A 15,046-nucleotide genomic window follows, 5' to 3' on the forward strand; every position below is an offset into this window, starting at 1 on the left:
ACTCTCATTTTATAGAAGGCAACCGATAAAATGCAGTTTGCTTTATAAAGAGCATAGTCAAAGAGACTTCAAGTCACTCACGACCAAGGCAGTATGTCGAAAACGGACATTACCGTTGTCGCATTGCTCACTCGTGTAACCGAGTACCACTCACTAAAATCTGGTGACCGTTTACAGTGAGGTTTTCATGTTTAAGTATCTTATTTGCAGCTTCGCGCTGGTTCTGCTTTACCCAACTGCCATCGATCTTTACCTAGTTGGGCTACCACAAATCGCTGCTGACCTCAGTGCAACGGAGTCTCAACTTCATATCGCCTTTTCCATCTATTTAGCGGGGATGGCAACGACTATGCTACTAGCAGGAAAACTGTCTGACTCATTGGGAAGAAAGCCAATGGCGATAGCAGGAGCCGCCATATTTGTCGGAGCCTCTCTGATGGGAGGCGCTGCCGAGCAAGTGAGCACTTTCCTCGCCGCAAGGTTTGCTCAAGGTATCGGTGCTGGCTCTTGCTATGTTGTCGCATTCGCTATACTGCGCGACACATTGGATGACAAACGTCGAGCCAAGGTTCTGTCGATGATTAATGGCATCACCTGTATCGTTCCTGTCATAGCGCCCGTAGTAGGTCACCTAATTATGCTGAAGTTTCCTTGGCAGAGCTTGTTTACCACAATGGCAGGCATGGGGGTTTTGGTGTGTTTACTTTCACTGTTGCTACTAAAGGAAACTAAGCCAACGGGAGAAATATCCAAGTCCACAAGCGGGAGCAGCCCTCAATCTCACCATGAACGCTTTTTGAGTCGATTTTTCGTTAGCCGCGTCATCATCGCGTCATTAAGCTGTACCGTCATCCTCACTTACGTCAACGTATCGCCAATGTTGATAATGGGAACACTTGAATTGGATCGTGGGGGATATTCTACGGTAATGGCAGTGACTGCGTTGGTCAGTATGATCACATCGTTTTCGGCGCCACTCGCTTTGACGTTTTTTCGTGAGCGCACGCTAATCATCACATCACAAAGCCTATTTGCTATAGCGGCAGCAACGCTTGTTCTAGTCAGTCGTTACGATGTGAATCCGGTTGGTTATTTCATTAGCTTTGGACTGATCTGCGCCGCGTTTTCGATTGGATTTGGCGTGACCATGAGCCAAGCACTGAGCCCCTACTCACAGCGTGCAGGAGTAGCAAGTTCCATACTCGGTGTGAGTCAGGTCTGTACCTCTGCGTTTTATATTTGGTTAATAGGCATATTGGGCGTCAGTGCACTGTATGTTCTGATCGCTATATTGGCGCTAACTAGCATAGTTTGCTTAGCTCTAATATCATGGATACCAAAACCAACATCATCGCCTCAGTATGAAGAAAGCCACTACTCGACTTGATCTTAACTTGCTAACCACGCTGCAACTGTTACTACAGGAACGCAGCGTGTCTAAAGCTGCGAAAAAGCTTAATGTCACACCATCAACTGTGAGCAAGTCATTAGGCAAGCTGCGAGATTGGTTCGATGACCCACTGTTCATTAAAACCCCGAATGGACTGGTTCCAACACCTGTGGTGCAAAGCATGGAACAAGAGCTTGGCGATTGGTTTCAGATGGGTGGACAAATTCTAGAAAAGCGCAGTGAGGACTCCACTAAAGGGCTGAGCTTTAACTTGATGGTAGAATCCCCGCTTCTGCTTACCATGCTGAACGAGTTGCTGCCTCTAATACAAGAGCGCTACCCTGATGCAAAAGTAAAAACCAGCAACTGGGACTATGACTCGCTAGAAGCCATCATTCGTGGCGACGCCGATATTGGATTTACAGGGCGAGAAAGTCATCCACGTTCGAAAGAGTCGGTAGACCTACTTCCCTACTTCATCGACTTTGAAGCGCTGTTTTCAGAACTGCCTCAAGTCTATCTACATCGCGACCATCCAGCTTTGCAGCAAGAATGGGATCTAGAGACCTTTCTCTCCTACCCGCACATCAATACGGTCTGGGAAAAAAGTGAGAAATGGGCACTGGATGAAGTGCTGACTGAGTTAGGTAGAGAGCGTAATGTCTCTCTCACTATGGCAAGCTTTGAGCAGTCTCTGTACATGGCTTCCCAGCCGAATCACGATATGGTGACAACAGCGCCTAAATACTGTGAGCACTATGTTTCTCGTCTGCACCCAGAACTAACGTCATTACCTATTCCGGTGAGTGAAGAGCACCAAGAGAAGTTACTTATTCCATTTGCGATGATCTGGCATAAACGCAATGCCCACAACGCCAAAATCCGTTGGCTAAAAGAGACCATAAGATCGCTCTATCACGGCAGAGAACAACAATGAAAACGAAATTTAATTTTTATATCGGCACTATCGACGACGCCCTACTCGTCGACGACTCTATTCCTGAGTTTGCGCAAAAAACACCAAAAGAGAAACTCATCGATCGCTTGAAAGACAAAAAGCACCTAGTGTTAATCGCTGCCCACAACAACAAGCCTATCGCTTACAAGATTGGCTATGAACTGTCTGAGTCTGAGTTCTATAGTTGGCTTGGCGGTGTTTCTATCGATTACCGTAAGCTGGGTATCGCAACCGAATTAAGAGAGCAGCAAGAAGCATGGGCGCTTGAACAGGGCTACCAAGCGATCAGTGTTAAGTCTATGAATCGCTTCCCTGCTATGCTGCAGCTGCTACTTTCGTCTGGTTATAAGATTTCCGGTTACGAGGACAATGGAAGCGTTGATAACAGTAAGATTTACTTTGTAAAGCAGTTAATCAAAGATTAATAGCCAACATAAATCGGAATCTAGCAAGGGATACTCGCGTATCCCTTGCCGTTGAAACCGAAGTTACATTTGCTCAATAGAGTTTTGGATTGCAGGTCCAATCTGACGTTTACGAGATGTGACACCATCAAGAATCAGCATGTCTCCCGTCACTGGTGTATCAAACGCTTGACTCAAGATCTGCTTCTCAACATCATCTCCCCAGATGATGTTGGCACGTTTGTTCTTTGTATCTGTGATGGAGAAGAACAAGTGATCAAGGTTCTGTGCTTTCTTGTACTCCGCCATCGCCGCCAGTAACTCGTCTTTGCGATCAATCAGCTGTTGCGCAGTTAAGGTTTCAGCAACGCCGATACCTACTTTTTTACCACCGTATTCGAAGTTCTTGTAATCCATTGTCAGGATTGAAGTGGCTGGCAGATGGCTGAGATCCGACTTAGCGACTAGCATCTGCTGACCAAAGTCTTCGATATCTTCAACACCTGCGATCTTCGCTAGCTTCTCTGCAAAGTGATGGTCGTAATCCGTGGTCGTTGCCGACTGGAATACAACAGTATCTGACAAAATAGCGCCAAGACCCGCGCAGGCAACCGGCTTAGAAAGTGAAACCCCTAGTTGCTCAGCATTCGCAGCGAGGATAGTCGCAGTAGAACCCCAAGCACGAACATCCATTGACACAAGCTGTGAAGTATTAATCGGCGCTCCACCGATAGCATGATGGTCGATCACTGCAACAATCGACTCGGTGTTGATGCTTGGTGCTAGCTGCGTGCGTTGATTGAAATCGACCAGACCTACTTGATAGCTGGAGTAATCAGCAACAATCTCTGGCTTCTCAGCATTACAATAGTTCAGAACAAAAGTGCTTTCTGGATTGATGTCTTCTGCAACCGTTGCTTTGCCTCCATAGATATGAGCCGCCATCATAGCGGCAGAAACTGTGTCTGTATCTGGGCTCATGTGACCAACCCAAACCAAGTTGTCCGTTTCATTGTTCGATGGGTCATAGAGATCAAGTGCCGCGTGTGCCGATGTAGCAGTCAGCAGAGACAGAGCGATTACTGAAAGTTTCATATTTTGTCCTGAGATGAATTGAAAGTCAGGCAATACTAGGAAGACAAGATGTCGAATTTGTGACAGTTTTAGTTCAACAAGATGTCGACATGTAACAACTAATTACTTATATATTTCACTACGGCTTCCTTCGATAAAAATCGACTGGCACCTCCAATTATTATATCGAGACAAGCAACTGACTCTATCCTGCTGATTTATTTGCACCGCCCTAGACATTATGCAACCATATCAAAAGACAAGGAATGTAATGCTGGATGAATATCTCTCGGCTCCTTGAGGTATGACTTTATCTGCATTTTAGAGACTTTCTTATGGCGCGCTCTTCATCAAACTATCTTTTCAATTCCAACCACCGAGTAAGCCGCGACCTCAATGACATTGCTAACGACATTCGAAGTGATGCTAAGCTCTATTTTTTAATCGCAGCTGTCACGTTGTGCACCTTTGTCTTCTCTTCACTGTATGGTTACACGGGAAAACTGTCGTTTTTCTCTTACATGCGAGCTCTCAACGTTCTAGTACCAATATCATTGACACTTGCTGGTAGCGGCTACTTCTTTGTTCTACTGCTTCGCCGAGAAAAAAGCCCTATTCAATGCTACGTAAACAAAATCAAACTGCTCTACCAATATCGGGCGAGAGTTATCTCCAGTTTTGTCTTACTTACCGCGATTAGCATATTTATGTCAGCCTTTTCCTCATTCAAAGGGCTTATTCCCATTATTCATCCGTTCCAGTATGACTTGCTCTTCCATCAACTCGATGTGTGGCTGTTTGCTGGAAACGAGCCATGGACTGTTGTCCACACGCTCCTTGACTCTCCGTACATCACCGTCACACTCAATTTCTGCTACAACCTCTGGTTTTTCTTGATGTGGGGGATGGTTTGCTACTTTTTGCTATCCTCAAAATCGCCACTAAGAACACGTTTTTTCTTAAGCTGGTTACTATCGTGGACCTTACTCGGCATGATACTAGCGATGTGTTTATCGTCGGCAGGGCCGGTCTTCTTGTCTAAATTGGGATATGACAATCATGGCTATGGTCTTCTTTTGCAACTGCTTCAGCAGCAAGATGCCTGGCTAACTGAACACAATAATTGGGGGATATTTGCGCTCGAAACCCAACAAGACTTATGGCTGGCGTATTCTGAAGGCAAAGATATGTTAGGCAGTGGCATTTCCGCAATGCCAAGTATGCATGTCTCCATGGCTGTGCTCATGGCATTAACGATGAACGCCATCAACCGCATGTTAGGTATTGTGTTTTGGTTGTACGCCCTAGTGATTTTTATCGGTTCGATTTCTCTGGGTTGGCATTATGCTTTGGATGGAATTGTGAGTGCGCCATTAACTTGGTTGATTTGGTGGTTTGCAGGAAAGATCTCTCATTCAAATACACAACCTAAACGTCTTGCCATTACTTAACGTTGGCGCAGCAACCCAACAGCAATGTGTAAGTCGTTTAACAGACAGCAAAAATTAGGACTACCGCACAGATGCCGCAACGGAATATGTTAGGATGCGGTTACGATTCTTTCTATGGTTAACATTACGTTGAACAATAAAATCAAAATCTTGCTGGTTGCCGCTGCGCTAGGAGCAGGATTCTATTTACCGAATCTGTTAAATCACGCGCCAAACGCCGATGTCGACCTGAGCAGTTATTGCATGCTCTCTTCAGAAGTGTGCGAGCAACAAGGTGTAAAACTTAAGCTCGATGCTCAGCGGGTCACGCCATTGACGCCCATTAAAGTCGATGTATTTTGGCCTAACTCTGAAGCCGAGACATTGTCTATCTCACTGCAAGGCAAAGAAATGGACATGGGCATCGCAAAGTATCAGTTAGAGATGATAAAGCCTGACGTTTATCAAGGTGAAATCATTTTACCCGTTTGCGCTGAAGAGCGTATGACATGGTATGGCACCGTTTCTGACGGTAGCACTGACATCAAAGCAGCACTGAGGATGAGCGCTCGATGAATAAAAAATGGATAGCACTACTGATTGTCGCTTTTGGTCTTGGTGTGGGGAGTAAGGTGTATCTCGACAACCAACAGCAAAAAGAGAAAAAGGCACTAGAGTTAGCGCAACTTGAAAAAGTGTCTGAATCCATTTTGTATGGCGAGAATGGCGACCCCGTCGAGATTTTTGACCAAGCGGACCCACGTACGCGCATCGTGTATTTTGGGTTTACCCGCTGCCCTGACGTGTGCCCAACGTCACTTGCCATGTTGGCAGGCGCACTGAATCAGATCGATGACGAAACCAAATCAACATTAAGACCAATGTTTGTCTCTCTCGATCCCGAGCGCGATGCCGCTGAAGCCTCTGCAGAATATGCACACTATTTTCACCCCATGATTGAGGGGCTATCAGCACCTCTTGAGGTCACAAAACCTTTAGCTCACAAGTATGGCGTGATCTTTAGAAAAACGGAGCTCGAAGATTCCCAGCTTGGTTACACGCTCGATCATAGCTCATATTTCTATTTTTTAAGCCCTGACGGTACGCTTATTGAAAAAGTGCCGCACACCATGACTCCTGCTCCAATTATTGAAGCGATAAAACGCGTCAATAAACAAGGATAAAACTCATATAACAATGGAATAAACCATGAAGCTCAATACAATCCTTCTAACTGCTCTTGCCCTTGCCCCTCTCTCAGCAGCCAATGCGGCGATTGATGTCAATGACGCGTATGCTCGCGCAACACCACCTAATGCGACGACCAGCGCCGTCTTCGGTACCATCGAGAACACAGGCAACGAGGTGCGTACTATTGTCAGCGCCACCTCTCAAGCCTCTTCCGTCGTTGAACTTCACGATGTCATTAAAGACGGTGACGTGATGAAAATGCGTCAAATAAAGTCGATTGAGATACCAGCGAATGGTAAAACCATGCTAAAGCCGGGTAGCTTGCACATCATGCTGCTAGACGTAAACCAGCCAATGAAAGAAGGCGAGACCATTAACGTTGAGCTGAGCTTTGCGAATGGCGAAGTAAAGGTATTGACTGTACCAGTCAAAAAAGGTGATGTCTGGAATGAAGCATAACCACGACCACATGCATCACTAAGCCACAAGAATCGTAATTTACCGCGGTGCTGTACAAATAGCGCCGCGGTGCTATTATTGCCACGTCTTATACTAATATTTTTGGAGGATTTTCATGATTGTAATGCGTACCCACCCGGTAAAGTTGGAAACAAACTAGCGTTAAGCGAAACGTAAACACACTCTTAGTTCCGCTCAACCATACTCTTCTGCTTTACCCGGTGACCAAAACCGGGGTCTTGTGCAACCTGCACACGCTTACATCGGTAAGTACCTGACCCTTATAAAAATAAGTCTATTTTAGGTACTAACAATGCATTCTATTTTTACCCATCCAATCGCGATCAACGAACTTGGCTGGAAAACCTATTTTCAACAACAACTCACTCTTGAAGAGTACGAAGGTATTATCTTCGGTCGTGTTATTGCTCATCATCGCAGTGGCTATATCGTCTGTACTGAACAAGAGGAGTTTCACCTTGAGCATCATATCAGTCACCCTCAAATGACGGTGGGTGATTGGATACTTCTGGATGAACAACATCGATTTGTAAGACTGCTCGATCGTAAATCTCTGTTTAGCCGCAAAGCTCCTGGCTCAAAGCTCGAAGAGCAATACATTGCTGCCAACGTCGACACTGTTTTTATTGTCTGTTCTTTGAACTTTGACTTTAATCTCAGCCGCATAGAACGCTACCTGACTTTGGTTAATGAGGCCAAATCAGAAGCCGTGATCGTGCTAACCAAAGCCGACCTATGCGAGGACGTCGAAGAGAAACGTCAACAAGTACAGTCACTTGACCCATTCCTGATGATAGAAACGGTCAACGCATTAGAGATTGATTCTCTTCATGGCCTTCAGTCTTGGTGTGGAGTTGGTCAAACCGTGGCATTTATGGGCTCTTCTGGTGTGGGGAAATCGACACTGGTAAACACCCTAATGCAGGCACAAGCGCAAGCAACGGGTGGTATTCGTGAAGATGACAGTAAAGGTCGCCACACGACAACCTCTCGTTCCATGCATAAGATGCCAAATGGCGGTTTACTGCTTGATACGCCTGGAATGCGAGAGATTCAGCTTACGGCAAGTGAAGAAGGTCTATCCGAAACCTTTAGTGATGTAGAAACCTTGATTAACCAATGCCGTTTTGCGGACTGTCAGCACACCAATGAGCCCGGTTGTGCCGTACGCAGTGCACTAGAGAGCGGTGAACTTGATGAGAGACGAGTCGATAACTACTTTAAGCTCCAGCGCGAACAAGCACGAAACAGTGCGTCTCTAGCAGAAAAACGCACCAAAGATAGAGAACTGGGTAAGTTCTATCGCTCAGTTCAGTCGGAAAGTCGCCATCGCAAGAAAGGTTACTAATCGACGCTAAGTGAAATGAAGTCATAGACCAGCCCCGATCCCTATCGGGGCTTTTTTACACCACTCGCAAGGCAAACCTCTGTTGGTAAATCGACTCACTCGCACTCGTTTCAAGATAGCTGTGATGTAGCATTAGGATAGATTGAACAATTTTAGTTCCGATGCCTAGCGAGCCACTTGGTGCGCTTTGCTCAACCTTATTGATAAACACAAACTGGATGCTCTTTCCATCTTCTGACTTATGAGCCTGACAATCTACACTAGCTCCTGTTGGACTATGCCGTAGGGCATTCTCTAGAAGGTTTAACACGAGTCGCTCCAACAAACCTCTATCGCCAATCGTTTGAATACCACTATCCACATCGACGTTAAGCTCTATCTGCTTACGTTGAAATTGACTCATCATGGTTTCGGCACATTCAGCAACCAAGGAGCTTAGCTCGACAGGCTCATATTGATAGCTGGGCAAGCCAGCATCCGATTTGGCTGTTTCTAGCAACGAGTGAAGTTGATCCGATAGCTTGCCGCAATTTCGATACGCCACCTCAATCAAGGGATCGGAGCCTGGGTGCTGTAACTTCCAGGTTTCCAGATAACCAAGCACACTCGATAGGGGCGTTTTGAGATCATGACTCAGCTGTACCAACGTGTCTCGCCGGCTGCTAGCTTGATATTCAAGTTGCAAAAACTGCTGCTGTATATGCTTTGCCATCTTTTGGTAAGAGTGAGCAATAGGCACAAGCTCGGGTACCTGTTTGGTGAAGCCTGGATTAAGCCGAAAATCATGTTCAGCTTGCTGCTCTAAACTCGAGGTTACCTTTTCGATTGGTGTAAGCAAGCTACGTTTAACCAACCAATAGGCGCCTAGTGCAAAGCCCAGAATCGAGAGTAAGGTCAATCCGGTAAGCGCGATATAAGGCGTGTCGACCTGAGCTTTTGCAATGGTTGAATGTTTGGTACTACCTATTACCACATATAGATAGCCTATCGTTGAACCAAACTCCTTAATTGCCGCGACGGAGAAAACGGTGTCTTCACCAGGATGACGGGGGTCTTGGCCTAAAATCGGAAAAGGCTCATCAGCGAGAAATCGTTTTATCGGCTCTACATCAATGGAGCCCATGATCTCCGCACCTTCAGGTGCAGCGTGTGTGGTGATATTGCCTTGTGCATCAAGAAAGTAGATCTCGAAGTCAGGTCCGATAAGCATCAAGGTGTGGAAAATGGATTTAAGCGCTTTAGGGTTGTATTCCGTGCCTATCATCAGCGGGTTATCGTCCCGCATATGGACCGCGAGGTCTTTATGTAAGCTCTGTGTGGTGCGATGTTCTATGGTCTGTCGCTGCCAGTGATAGGTGTAGGCAATAATCACCGTCATAATACAAAACCAGAGGCTTGTGAATATCACCAGTCTTGCTTTAAAACTCATAATCCCCTCATCCTTAAGCTCTTTGTTGAGTCCATTCAAAGTGACTGAAACTTATAACCCACTCCCCAGACCGTGTGCACAAAATGCTGCTCATCACGCTCTTTACTTGCCTGAGTAACAGCGGTTTCCACCGTCAATTTGGTTCGCAGCCGGTTAATGGTGCTACACACCGTATGGTGATAACCGGAATGATTGGTATGCCAAACATGGTCCAACAGCTCATCTTTGCTGTACACGCGTCCCGGTCTCGATGCTAAAAAATGCAGTAAGGTAAATTCTGTCGCGGTTAACGCTATCTCCTTGCCATGCAAGGACACTGTGTGTTGATTTGGGCGGATCTCTAGAGGTCCAAATATCATGGCATCATCTTCTGGCTGAGACTCTTCGGTGTCCGGTCTAGATTGTCGGCGCAGTATATTTCGTACACGGGCTTGAAACTCTAAGACGCTAAACGGCTTAGTAATGTAATCATCAACCCCAGCCTCTAAACCATCGACTTTATCCATTTCACTGTCTCGTGCAGTGAGCATCAGCACTGGCGTCCAATCTTGAACGCGGCGCAGCGAGTGGCAAACGTCTATCCCATCGCCGTCAGGTAACCCCCTGTCGAGAATAACCAGATCAAAAGGTTGGGCTGAGTAACATTGACGAGCTTCGCCGCACTGACTCACTCTTGTGACTTGATGCCCTTGAAATTTAAGGTGCATCTGCACCAACTCTGCGAGATCATCATCGTCTTCCACCAGTAGGATACTAGCGGTTTTGAGTACTGCGCCCGCATCTAAGGATGCATCTGCTGAAAACGAACTGCGGTTTAGTTGACTTGCCATATCACGATACCTGCTCCAATTCCGTAGACCTAGCACATGACCGGAGCAGGTAAGAATATCTTTCATTATTCTATTCGTGTGATGGTGATTCTCGCTCCTGGGTTTAAGAACCTATGGTTTGCGGATAGTGCGGAGGTTGCTAAACCATCGTCTTTACTGACCACTCCCGAGTGGAAAGAGACCTTGTCATCATCGTTTCGAGCCGCGTTAAAGCCCTCACCGCCACCCGCCGGACCGGGAATGGTTGCTGCGAGCTCATCGTTAGCTTCAGTACCCGAGTCCCAAACATTCATATTCATCACGAAGGTTTCGCCTGTCGCCAGACTACCGATAGAGAGCCCGGCTTCACCCACAAACGCATCGTTGGTATTCACAAACATAGAGGCGACCGACAGATACTTGGCGCGATCAGGAGATAAGGTCAATGTAATCGAGTCACTCGTCCCTGGCATGATGAGCCCATTGCCTGACGTTCCAGTATAAATGTTGTCATCACTGCTGCTTAGAGCCAGCAACTCCGCATTACTGCCACCCTCAGCAAGATGCTCCAGCTCAACGGATGCAGGTTGTCCTACTTCAAACATGCTAAAACTGCTGTTATGAGCGAGTACCGCGAGCGGACTCAATGGCTGATTCGCAGATAGGTTTTGAACACTGACGGTATAACGATAGTTTTGAGCAGCAGGACTGTCATCATCGTTGTGACCGCACCCTGCTATTACGGCAACCGCACTTGCGAGTAGTAAAATTCGTGTCTTCATGGGACCTCCTATTTCACTACAACAGTGATAGTGGCTACAGGGTTCAGCCAACGGTGGCTAGTGTTATCAAGGTCGCTGATACCGCCTGCTGGGTCGCTGTCACCCAGATTGCCAGGATGAACATGGACCGTATTATTGGTTACAGCTGTTTCAACGCCTGTACCACCTGCACCAAAGGTGAGGAATGGAGGGTTAGGCATACTACCCGCTAGCTCGTCATTCGCTTCGGTGCCCGCGTCATAACCGCGTAGTGTTGCTTTGTAGGTACCTGGCTCTGACGGGATCTTCCAACTATCCAAACCAACAAAACCATCATTGGTTGGTAGTAACATTGCACTGAGCGAAAGGTAGCCAAAGCTGCCGCTATCCATAGAAAAAGTGGTGGAAACGCCTGGATACAAAATCCCCGAAGCAGGGTTTTCAACGACCACACCACCAGCGTTACCAATGACACTTGCCAAACCAGAAATGTCACCACCTTCAGCCATCGACTCAAGCTCTGCAGAAGCGGCTTGTCCGGTACGAAACATCACTAGGTCCGAGTTGTGTGCGGCAACAATGAGTGGAGTAAAGTAGATACCTTTGGTTGCGTTGGTAATGGTTATTTCTAGGTCTGCTGCAGCTGCTGAGCCCGCTCCTAGAAGAAGAGATGCAGACGTAATTGCGAGTCCAAGTTGAGTACGTTTTTTCATTGTGATTCCATCCTTTAACGGTCCCTAGGGACACCATGTATTAAACGCACAATGCACAGGTTAAGACGTTGCGCGTTTCCATGTGTTAAAGCATGCGGGGCAAGGTTTGCAGTACCCTCACCAATTTCTCACAAATTTCTCTCAAATGGCTCTGATATTTCTCCGCGGGGTTAGCGGCAGTGTCTAGAATTGATAACCAGGTATATCTGCCAGCAACATTTTACTTCGAACAAACAATCCGTTACCTCGTCCAATTTCACGACCCTCACCATCGTACACCACAGATTCAACGATAAATTGACTGCTATTTATGTTCACCACTTTACCTACCGCTTTCATTCGACCTTTAGAAACAGGTCGCGTGATATAGGTTGTGAAAGACGTGGTGAGTACAAAGTACTCTTTCTCTAGGCTAGCGGCAGCAAAAAAGCAGCATCGTCTAGCATCTTGAAATAGACGGAGCCGTGGACAGCACCTCCAGTGTGGAAGTACTTTTTATGCAGTTCAATCTCGATGTCTGCCTGACCTTCTTGAACCTTAATTTTAGGCAGATAAAACTCATTGATTGGAGCTGCTAAGTACATATTTTCTAGGGCTTGGTAGTGTTGTGCGTTTTCCATCGTGTTCCTCGATCATTCTGACTAAGTTTTTATTTTTATATAAGAAAGTGTTACGTAAAAAAAGTGCTATATAAAAAAGCCTGTCTACATAAGTAGACAGGCTTTAGGGGGTTAGCTAACGTTGGCTAGCTTTTCTTGTGGAGTGTTTTTAGTCTGTTGCGGTGTACACTTGCTCTCGTGCGCTACACCACCGGTTAACGTGGTTTTCATATCATGGCTGAAATGGTCAACCTGAATCGCTCGATAGCGCAGCGCATCTGCTTCAAGGATTTTGTCGACTTCTTCCTGACTTAGTACGTTTTCTTTCAACGCTTGAGCCAAACGTTCAGTCAACACGCCTTTGCGTGCAACCTTTCCAGCTTTTACACCTGCAAGGAGCTTTTTCTCTAAATCTCGAACGCCATACATAGCGATAAACGCACGGTCCATTAGACCGACATTGTCATCCTCCGCGGCACCCACATAGCAAAGGTGGGTTAAGCGATCGCGCATTTCACCTGGCACCATCAGCTTATTGGCTATGCGAAGGGTCACCTCATCACTAGGCAGTTTGAAATGGTTACCAATTGGGAACAGTAGCGATTTAAGCGTTTTGCCAGCAATCTGGCTTGGGAAGTTACGATATGCCTCGTTCAAAGACTTAGCTGCATGATAGAAACAGTAGTCAACCGCGTAGTCTACAAAGTCGCGCTCTTCTGCTCGGCTGCCTTCGTCTTGAAACTTCTTCAATACCGCTGACGCCAAGTACAAGTAGGCAAGACCATCACCCAATCGCGCTGAGATCAGCTCTTTACGTTTCAGTTCACCACCCAAGGTTAACATCGCGAAATCGGCACTCACCGCAAGCGCTTTGCTTAGTCGCTTCAAATTTTTGTAATGACGAGCTGTAGCACCACTGACCGGAGACGACGTCAACGCAGATCCCGTCAACGCAGCAAACAAGCCTCCAATAGAGTTCTTGGTTGCGTGACCGATATGTTTGAACAGCAGCTTATCAAATGCCTCAAGACCCGCTTCATGATCTGGGTTTGCTGCCGCTTCCATCTCTTGGAATACATATGGATGACATCGCGTGGCACCCTGACCAAAGATCATAAGGTTACGGGTCAGGATATTCGCGCCTTCTACAGTGATGGCTACAGGCACACCTAAATACGCCGATGATAGATAGTTCATTGGACCGCATTGAATCGCACGTCCGGCGTGGATATCCATCGAATCGTTCAGAATGGTGCGCGATATTTCTGTCATATGGTACTTCGCAATAGCAGTGACGATGCCTGGTTTTTGCCCCATATCGAGCGAGGTAGTCGTCAGTGTTCGGCTGGCTTCAAGTAAGTAGTTCAGACCACCGATACGACCGAGCGCTTCCGCTACCCCTTCAAACTTGCCTATCGACATACCAAACTGCTTGCGAACATAAGCGTAAGCGCCCGTCGTTCTTGCTGTGAGATGGCCAATGGCTGTACCTAGTGCCGGAAGAGATATTCCTCGACCTGCTGACAAGCATTCCACCAACATGCGCCATCCTTTACCCGCATAATCAGCTCCGCCAATCAACCACTCCATAGGAATGAACACGTCTCTCCCCTGAATCGTACCGTTCATAAAGGCAAGATGAAGAGGGTCATGTCTTTCACCAATAACGACACCAGGATGATCCGTTGGGATAAGTGCACAAGTGATACCGACATTCTTCTTGTCACCCAATAGACCTTCGGGATCGAGCATTTTGAACGCAAGTCCCATTACCGTCGCAATTGGGGCAAGCGTGATGTAGCGTTTATTCCAATTAAGTCGAATACCCAGAACCTTTTTACCCTGATATTCGTCATAACAAACCACGCCCGTATCTGGGATACCACCCGCGTCAGAACCCGCCTCAGGTCCCGTTAGAGCAAAACATGGGGTGTCGGTTCCGTTTGCAAGTCTCGGCAACCAATAGTCTTTTTGCTCTTGGGTACCATAGTGGGAAAGCAGCTCTCCTGGGCCTAAAGAGTTAGGAACCATGACTGTAATCGCTGCACTCATGCTACGTGTTGCTATCTTGGATACTATGGTCGAGTTGGCCAATGCAGAGAAGGCGCGTCCGCCATACTCTTTAGAAATGATCAGCGAGAAGAAACGCTCTTTCTTCAGGTACTCCCAAACCTCTGCTGGTAAGTCACGATCTTCTTTGACGATCTTGTGATCATCAAGCATAGAAAGCAGAGTTTCTAGCTGGTTATCAATAAAATGCTGCTCTTCGGCGGTAAGAGTAGGCTGAGGGTAGTTATGCAGCGTGTTGAAATCTGGATTGCCGGAAAACAACTCACCATCCCACCATACACCACCGGCTTCCATTGCCTCACGTTCGGTTGCTGATAGTGGTGGCAGCACCTTCTTAAATAGATTAAATGCAGGCTGGCTGATCAACTTCTTTGTAATGACACTCATATC

The 15,046-nt window shown here is 46.7% G+C and carries 15 protein-coding genes and 1 pseudogene; 8 read left to right on the top strand and 8 right to left on the bottom strand.

What is annotated here, in order from left to right; translation table 11 throughout:
* The first annotated feature begins 187 nt into the window (after nt 1-187).
* From AC6I8Y_RS22245 to AC6I8Y_RS22255, 3 genes are read left to right on the top strand one after another with little or no spacing between them, the layout of a single operon-like run.
* Nucleotides 188-1,387: an MFS transporter gene (locus AC6I8Y_RS22245; RefSeq protein WP_498021737.1), complete on the top strand. Its 1,200-nt coding sequence runs from the start codon at nt 188-190 to the stop codon at nt 1,385-1,387.
* Nucleotides 1,362-2,327, top strand: a complete 966-nt coding sequence (yidZ, locus tag AC6I8Y_RS22250) for an HTH-type transcriptional regulator YidZ (protein ID WP_498021738.1) — start codon at nt 1,362-1,364, stop codon at nt 2,325-2,327. The genes AC6I8Y_RS22245 and yidZ overlap by 26 nt, the downstream gene beginning before the upstream one ends.
* Nucleotides 2,324-2,773 (top strand): GNAT family N-acetyltransferase, encoded by a 450-nt coding sequence (locus AC6I8Y_RS22255; RefSeq protein ID WP_498021739.1) that lies wholly within the window; start codon nt 2,324-2,326, stop codon nt 2,771-2,773. The genes yidZ and AC6I8Y_RS22255 overlap by 4 nt, the downstream gene beginning before the upstream one ends.
* Before the next feature lie 63 nt (nt 2,774-2,836).
* Here AC6I8Y_RS22255 and AC6I8Y_RS22260 read toward each other — a convergent pair whose 3' ends face one another.
* The gene (locus tag AC6I8Y_RS22260) at nt 2,837-3,847 is read right to left on the bottom strand and encodes a manganese-dependent inorganic pyrophosphatase (protein WP_498021740.1); all 1,011 of its coding nucleotides are present in this window, start codon (nt 3,845-3,847) and stop codon (nt 2,837-2,839) included.
* 314 nt (nt 3,848-4,161) lie between these two features.
* On the opposite strand from AC6I8Y_RS22260, the gene AC6I8Y_RS22265 reads away from it, so the two are divergent.
* The 5 genes and pseudogenes from AC6I8Y_RS22265 (at nt 4,162) to rsgA (ending at nt 8,275) form a co-directional block, all read left to right on the top strand.
* The gene (locus AC6I8Y_RS22265) at nt 4,162-5,277 is read left to right on the top strand and encodes a phosphatase PAP2 family protein (RefSeq protein ID WP_498021741.1); all 1,116 of its coding nucleotides are present in this window, start codon (nt 4,162-4,164) and stop codon (nt 5,275-5,277) included.
* A gap of 114 nt (nt 5,278-5,391) precedes the next feature.
* Entirely contained in the window at nt 5,392-5,832 is a 441-nt protein-coding gene (locus tag AC6I8Y_RS22270) for a hypothetical protein (RefSeq protein WP_498018489.1), read from the top strand.
* Nucleotides 5,829-6,440, top strand: a complete 612-nt coding sequence (locus AC6I8Y_RS22275) for an SCO family protein (RefSeq protein WP_252015824.1) — start codon at nt 5,829-5,831, stop codon at nt 6,438-6,440. Before AC6I8Y_RS22270 ends, AC6I8Y_RS22275 begins: the two co-directional genes overlap by 4 nt.
* Nucleotides 6,441-6,465: 25 nt before the next feature.
* Nucleotides 6,466-6,928 (top strand): annotated as a pseudogene (locus AC6I8Y_RS22280) (copper chaperone PCu(A)C).
* Nucleotides 6,929-7,219: 291 nt separating this feature from the next.
* Nucleotides 7,220-8,275, top strand: coding sequence for a ribosome small subunit-dependent GTPase A (gene rsgA / locus AC6I8Y_RS22285; protein WP_498021742.1), 1,056 nt, complete (start codon nt 7,220-7,222; stop codon nt 8,273-8,275).
* A gap of 55 nt (nt 8,276-8,330) precedes the next feature.
* Here rsgA and AC6I8Y_RS22290 read toward each other — a convergent pair whose 3' ends face one another.
* From AC6I8Y_RS22290 to AC6I8Y_RS22320, 7 genes are all read right to left on the bottom strand, one after another.
* Nucleotides 8,331-9,704, bottom strand: a complete 1,374-nt coding sequence (locus AC6I8Y_RS22290) for a sensor histidine kinase (protein ID WP_498021743.1) — start codon at nt 9,702-9,704, stop codon at nt 8,331-8,333.
* A gap of 35 nt (nt 9,705-9,739) precedes the next feature.
* Complete coding sequence (locus AC6I8Y_RS22295; protein ID WP_498021744.1) at nt 9,740-10,534, bottom strand: response regulator transcription factor; 795 nt, start codon at nt 10,532-10,534, stop codon at nt 9,740-9,742.
* Nucleotides 10,535-10,599: 65 nt separating this feature from the next.
* Nucleotides 10,600-11,295 (bottom strand): spondin domain-containing protein, encoded by a 696-nt coding sequence (locus AC6I8Y_RS22300; RefSeq protein ID WP_498021746.1) that lies wholly within the window; start codon nt 11,293-11,295, stop codon nt 10,600-10,602.
* An 8-nt stretch (nt 11,296-11,303) separates the two neighbouring features.
* Nucleotides 11,304-11,987, bottom strand: a complete 684-nt coding sequence (locus AC6I8Y_RS22305; protein ID WP_498021748.1) for a spondin domain-containing protein — start codon at nt 11,985-11,987, stop codon at nt 11,304-11,306.
* A 183-nt stretch (nt 11,988-12,170) separates the two neighbouring features.
* Nucleotides 12,171-12,326, bottom strand: a complete 156-nt coding sequence (locus AC6I8Y_RS22310) for a hypothetical protein (RefSeq protein ID WP_498021750.1) — start codon at nt 12,324-12,326, stop codon at nt 12,171-12,173.
* Between the two features lie 68 nt (nt 12,327-12,394).
* Nucleotides 12,395-12,607, bottom strand: coding sequence for a hypothetical protein (locus tag AC6I8Y_RS22315; RefSeq protein WP_498021752.1), 213 nt, complete (start codon nt 12,605-12,607; stop codon nt 12,395-12,397).
* A 111-nt stretch (nt 12,608-12,718) separates the two neighbouring features.
* Nucleotides 12,719-15,043 (bottom strand): acyl-CoA dehydrogenase, encoded by a 2,325-nt coding sequence (locus tag AC6I8Y_RS22320; protein WP_498021754.1) that lies wholly within the window; start codon nt 15,041-15,043, stop codon nt 12,719-12,721.
* Between the last annotated feature and the right edge of the window lie 3 nt (nt 15,044-15,046).

It is taken from the genome of Vibrio sp. KUL78 (assembly GCF_059725505.1).

Bases quoted from the DNA above. Each gene is read 5' to 3' on its own strand.
- AC6I8Y_RS22295 (WP_498021744.1), bottom strand. From the start codon at position 10,534: ATGGCAAGTCAACTAAACCGCAGTTCGTTTTCAGCAGATGCATCCTTA.
- AC6I8Y_RS22265 (WP_498021741.1), top strand. From the start codon at position 4,162: ATGGCGCGCTCTTCATCAAACTATCTTTTCAATTCCAACCACCGAGTA.
- AC6I8Y_RS22320 (WP_498021754.1), bottom strand. From the start codon at position 15,043: ATGAGTGTCATTACAAAGAAGTTGATCAGCCAGCCTGCATTTAATCTA.
- AC6I8Y_RS22315 (WP_498021752.1), bottom strand. From the start codon at position 12,607: ATGGAAAACGCACAACACTACCAAGCCCTAGAAAATATGTACTTAGCA.
- AC6I8Y_RS22305 (WP_498021748.1), bottom strand. From the start codon at position 11,987: ATGAAAAAACGTACTCAACTTGGACTCGCAATTACGTCTGCATCTCTT.
- AC6I8Y_RS22255 (WP_498021739.1), top strand. From the start codon at position 2,324: ATGAAAACGAAATTTAATTTTTATATCGGCACTATCGACGACGCCCTA.
- AC6I8Y_RS22260 (WP_498021740.1), bottom strand. From the start codon at position 3,847: ATGAAACTTTCAGTAATCGCTCTGTCTCTGCTGACTGCTACATCGGCA.
- AC6I8Y_RS22290 (WP_498021743.1), bottom strand. From the start codon at position 9,704: ATGAGTTTTAAAGCAAGACTGGTGATATTCACAAGCCTCTGGTTTTGT.
- AC6I8Y_RS22310 (WP_498021750.1), bottom strand. From the start codon at position 12,326: ATGAAAGCGGTAGGTAAAGTGGTGAACATAAATAGCAGTCAATTTATC.
- AC6I8Y_RS22270 (WP_498018489.1), top strand. From the start codon at position 5,392: ATGGTTAACATTACGTTGAACAATAAAATCAAAATCTTGCTGGTTGCC.
- rsgA (WP_498021742.1), top strand. From the start codon at position 7,220: ATGCATTCTATTTTTACCCATCCAATCGCGATCAACGAACTTGGCTGG.
- AC6I8Y_RS22275 (WP_252015824.1), top strand. From the start codon at position 5,829: ATGAATAAAAAATGGATAGCACTACTGATTGTCGCTTTTGGTCTTGGT.
- AC6I8Y_RS22245 (WP_498021737.1), top strand. From the start codon at position 188: ATGTTTAAGTATCTTATTTGCAGCTTCGCGCTGGTTCTGCTTTACCCA.
- yidZ (WP_498021738.1), top strand. From the start codon at position 1,362: ATGAAGAAAGCCACTACTCGACTTGATCTTAACTTGCTAACCACGCTG.
- AC6I8Y_RS22300 (WP_498021746.1), bottom strand. From the start codon at position 11,295: ATGAAGACACGAATTTTACTACTCGCAAGTGCGGTTGCCGTAATAGCA.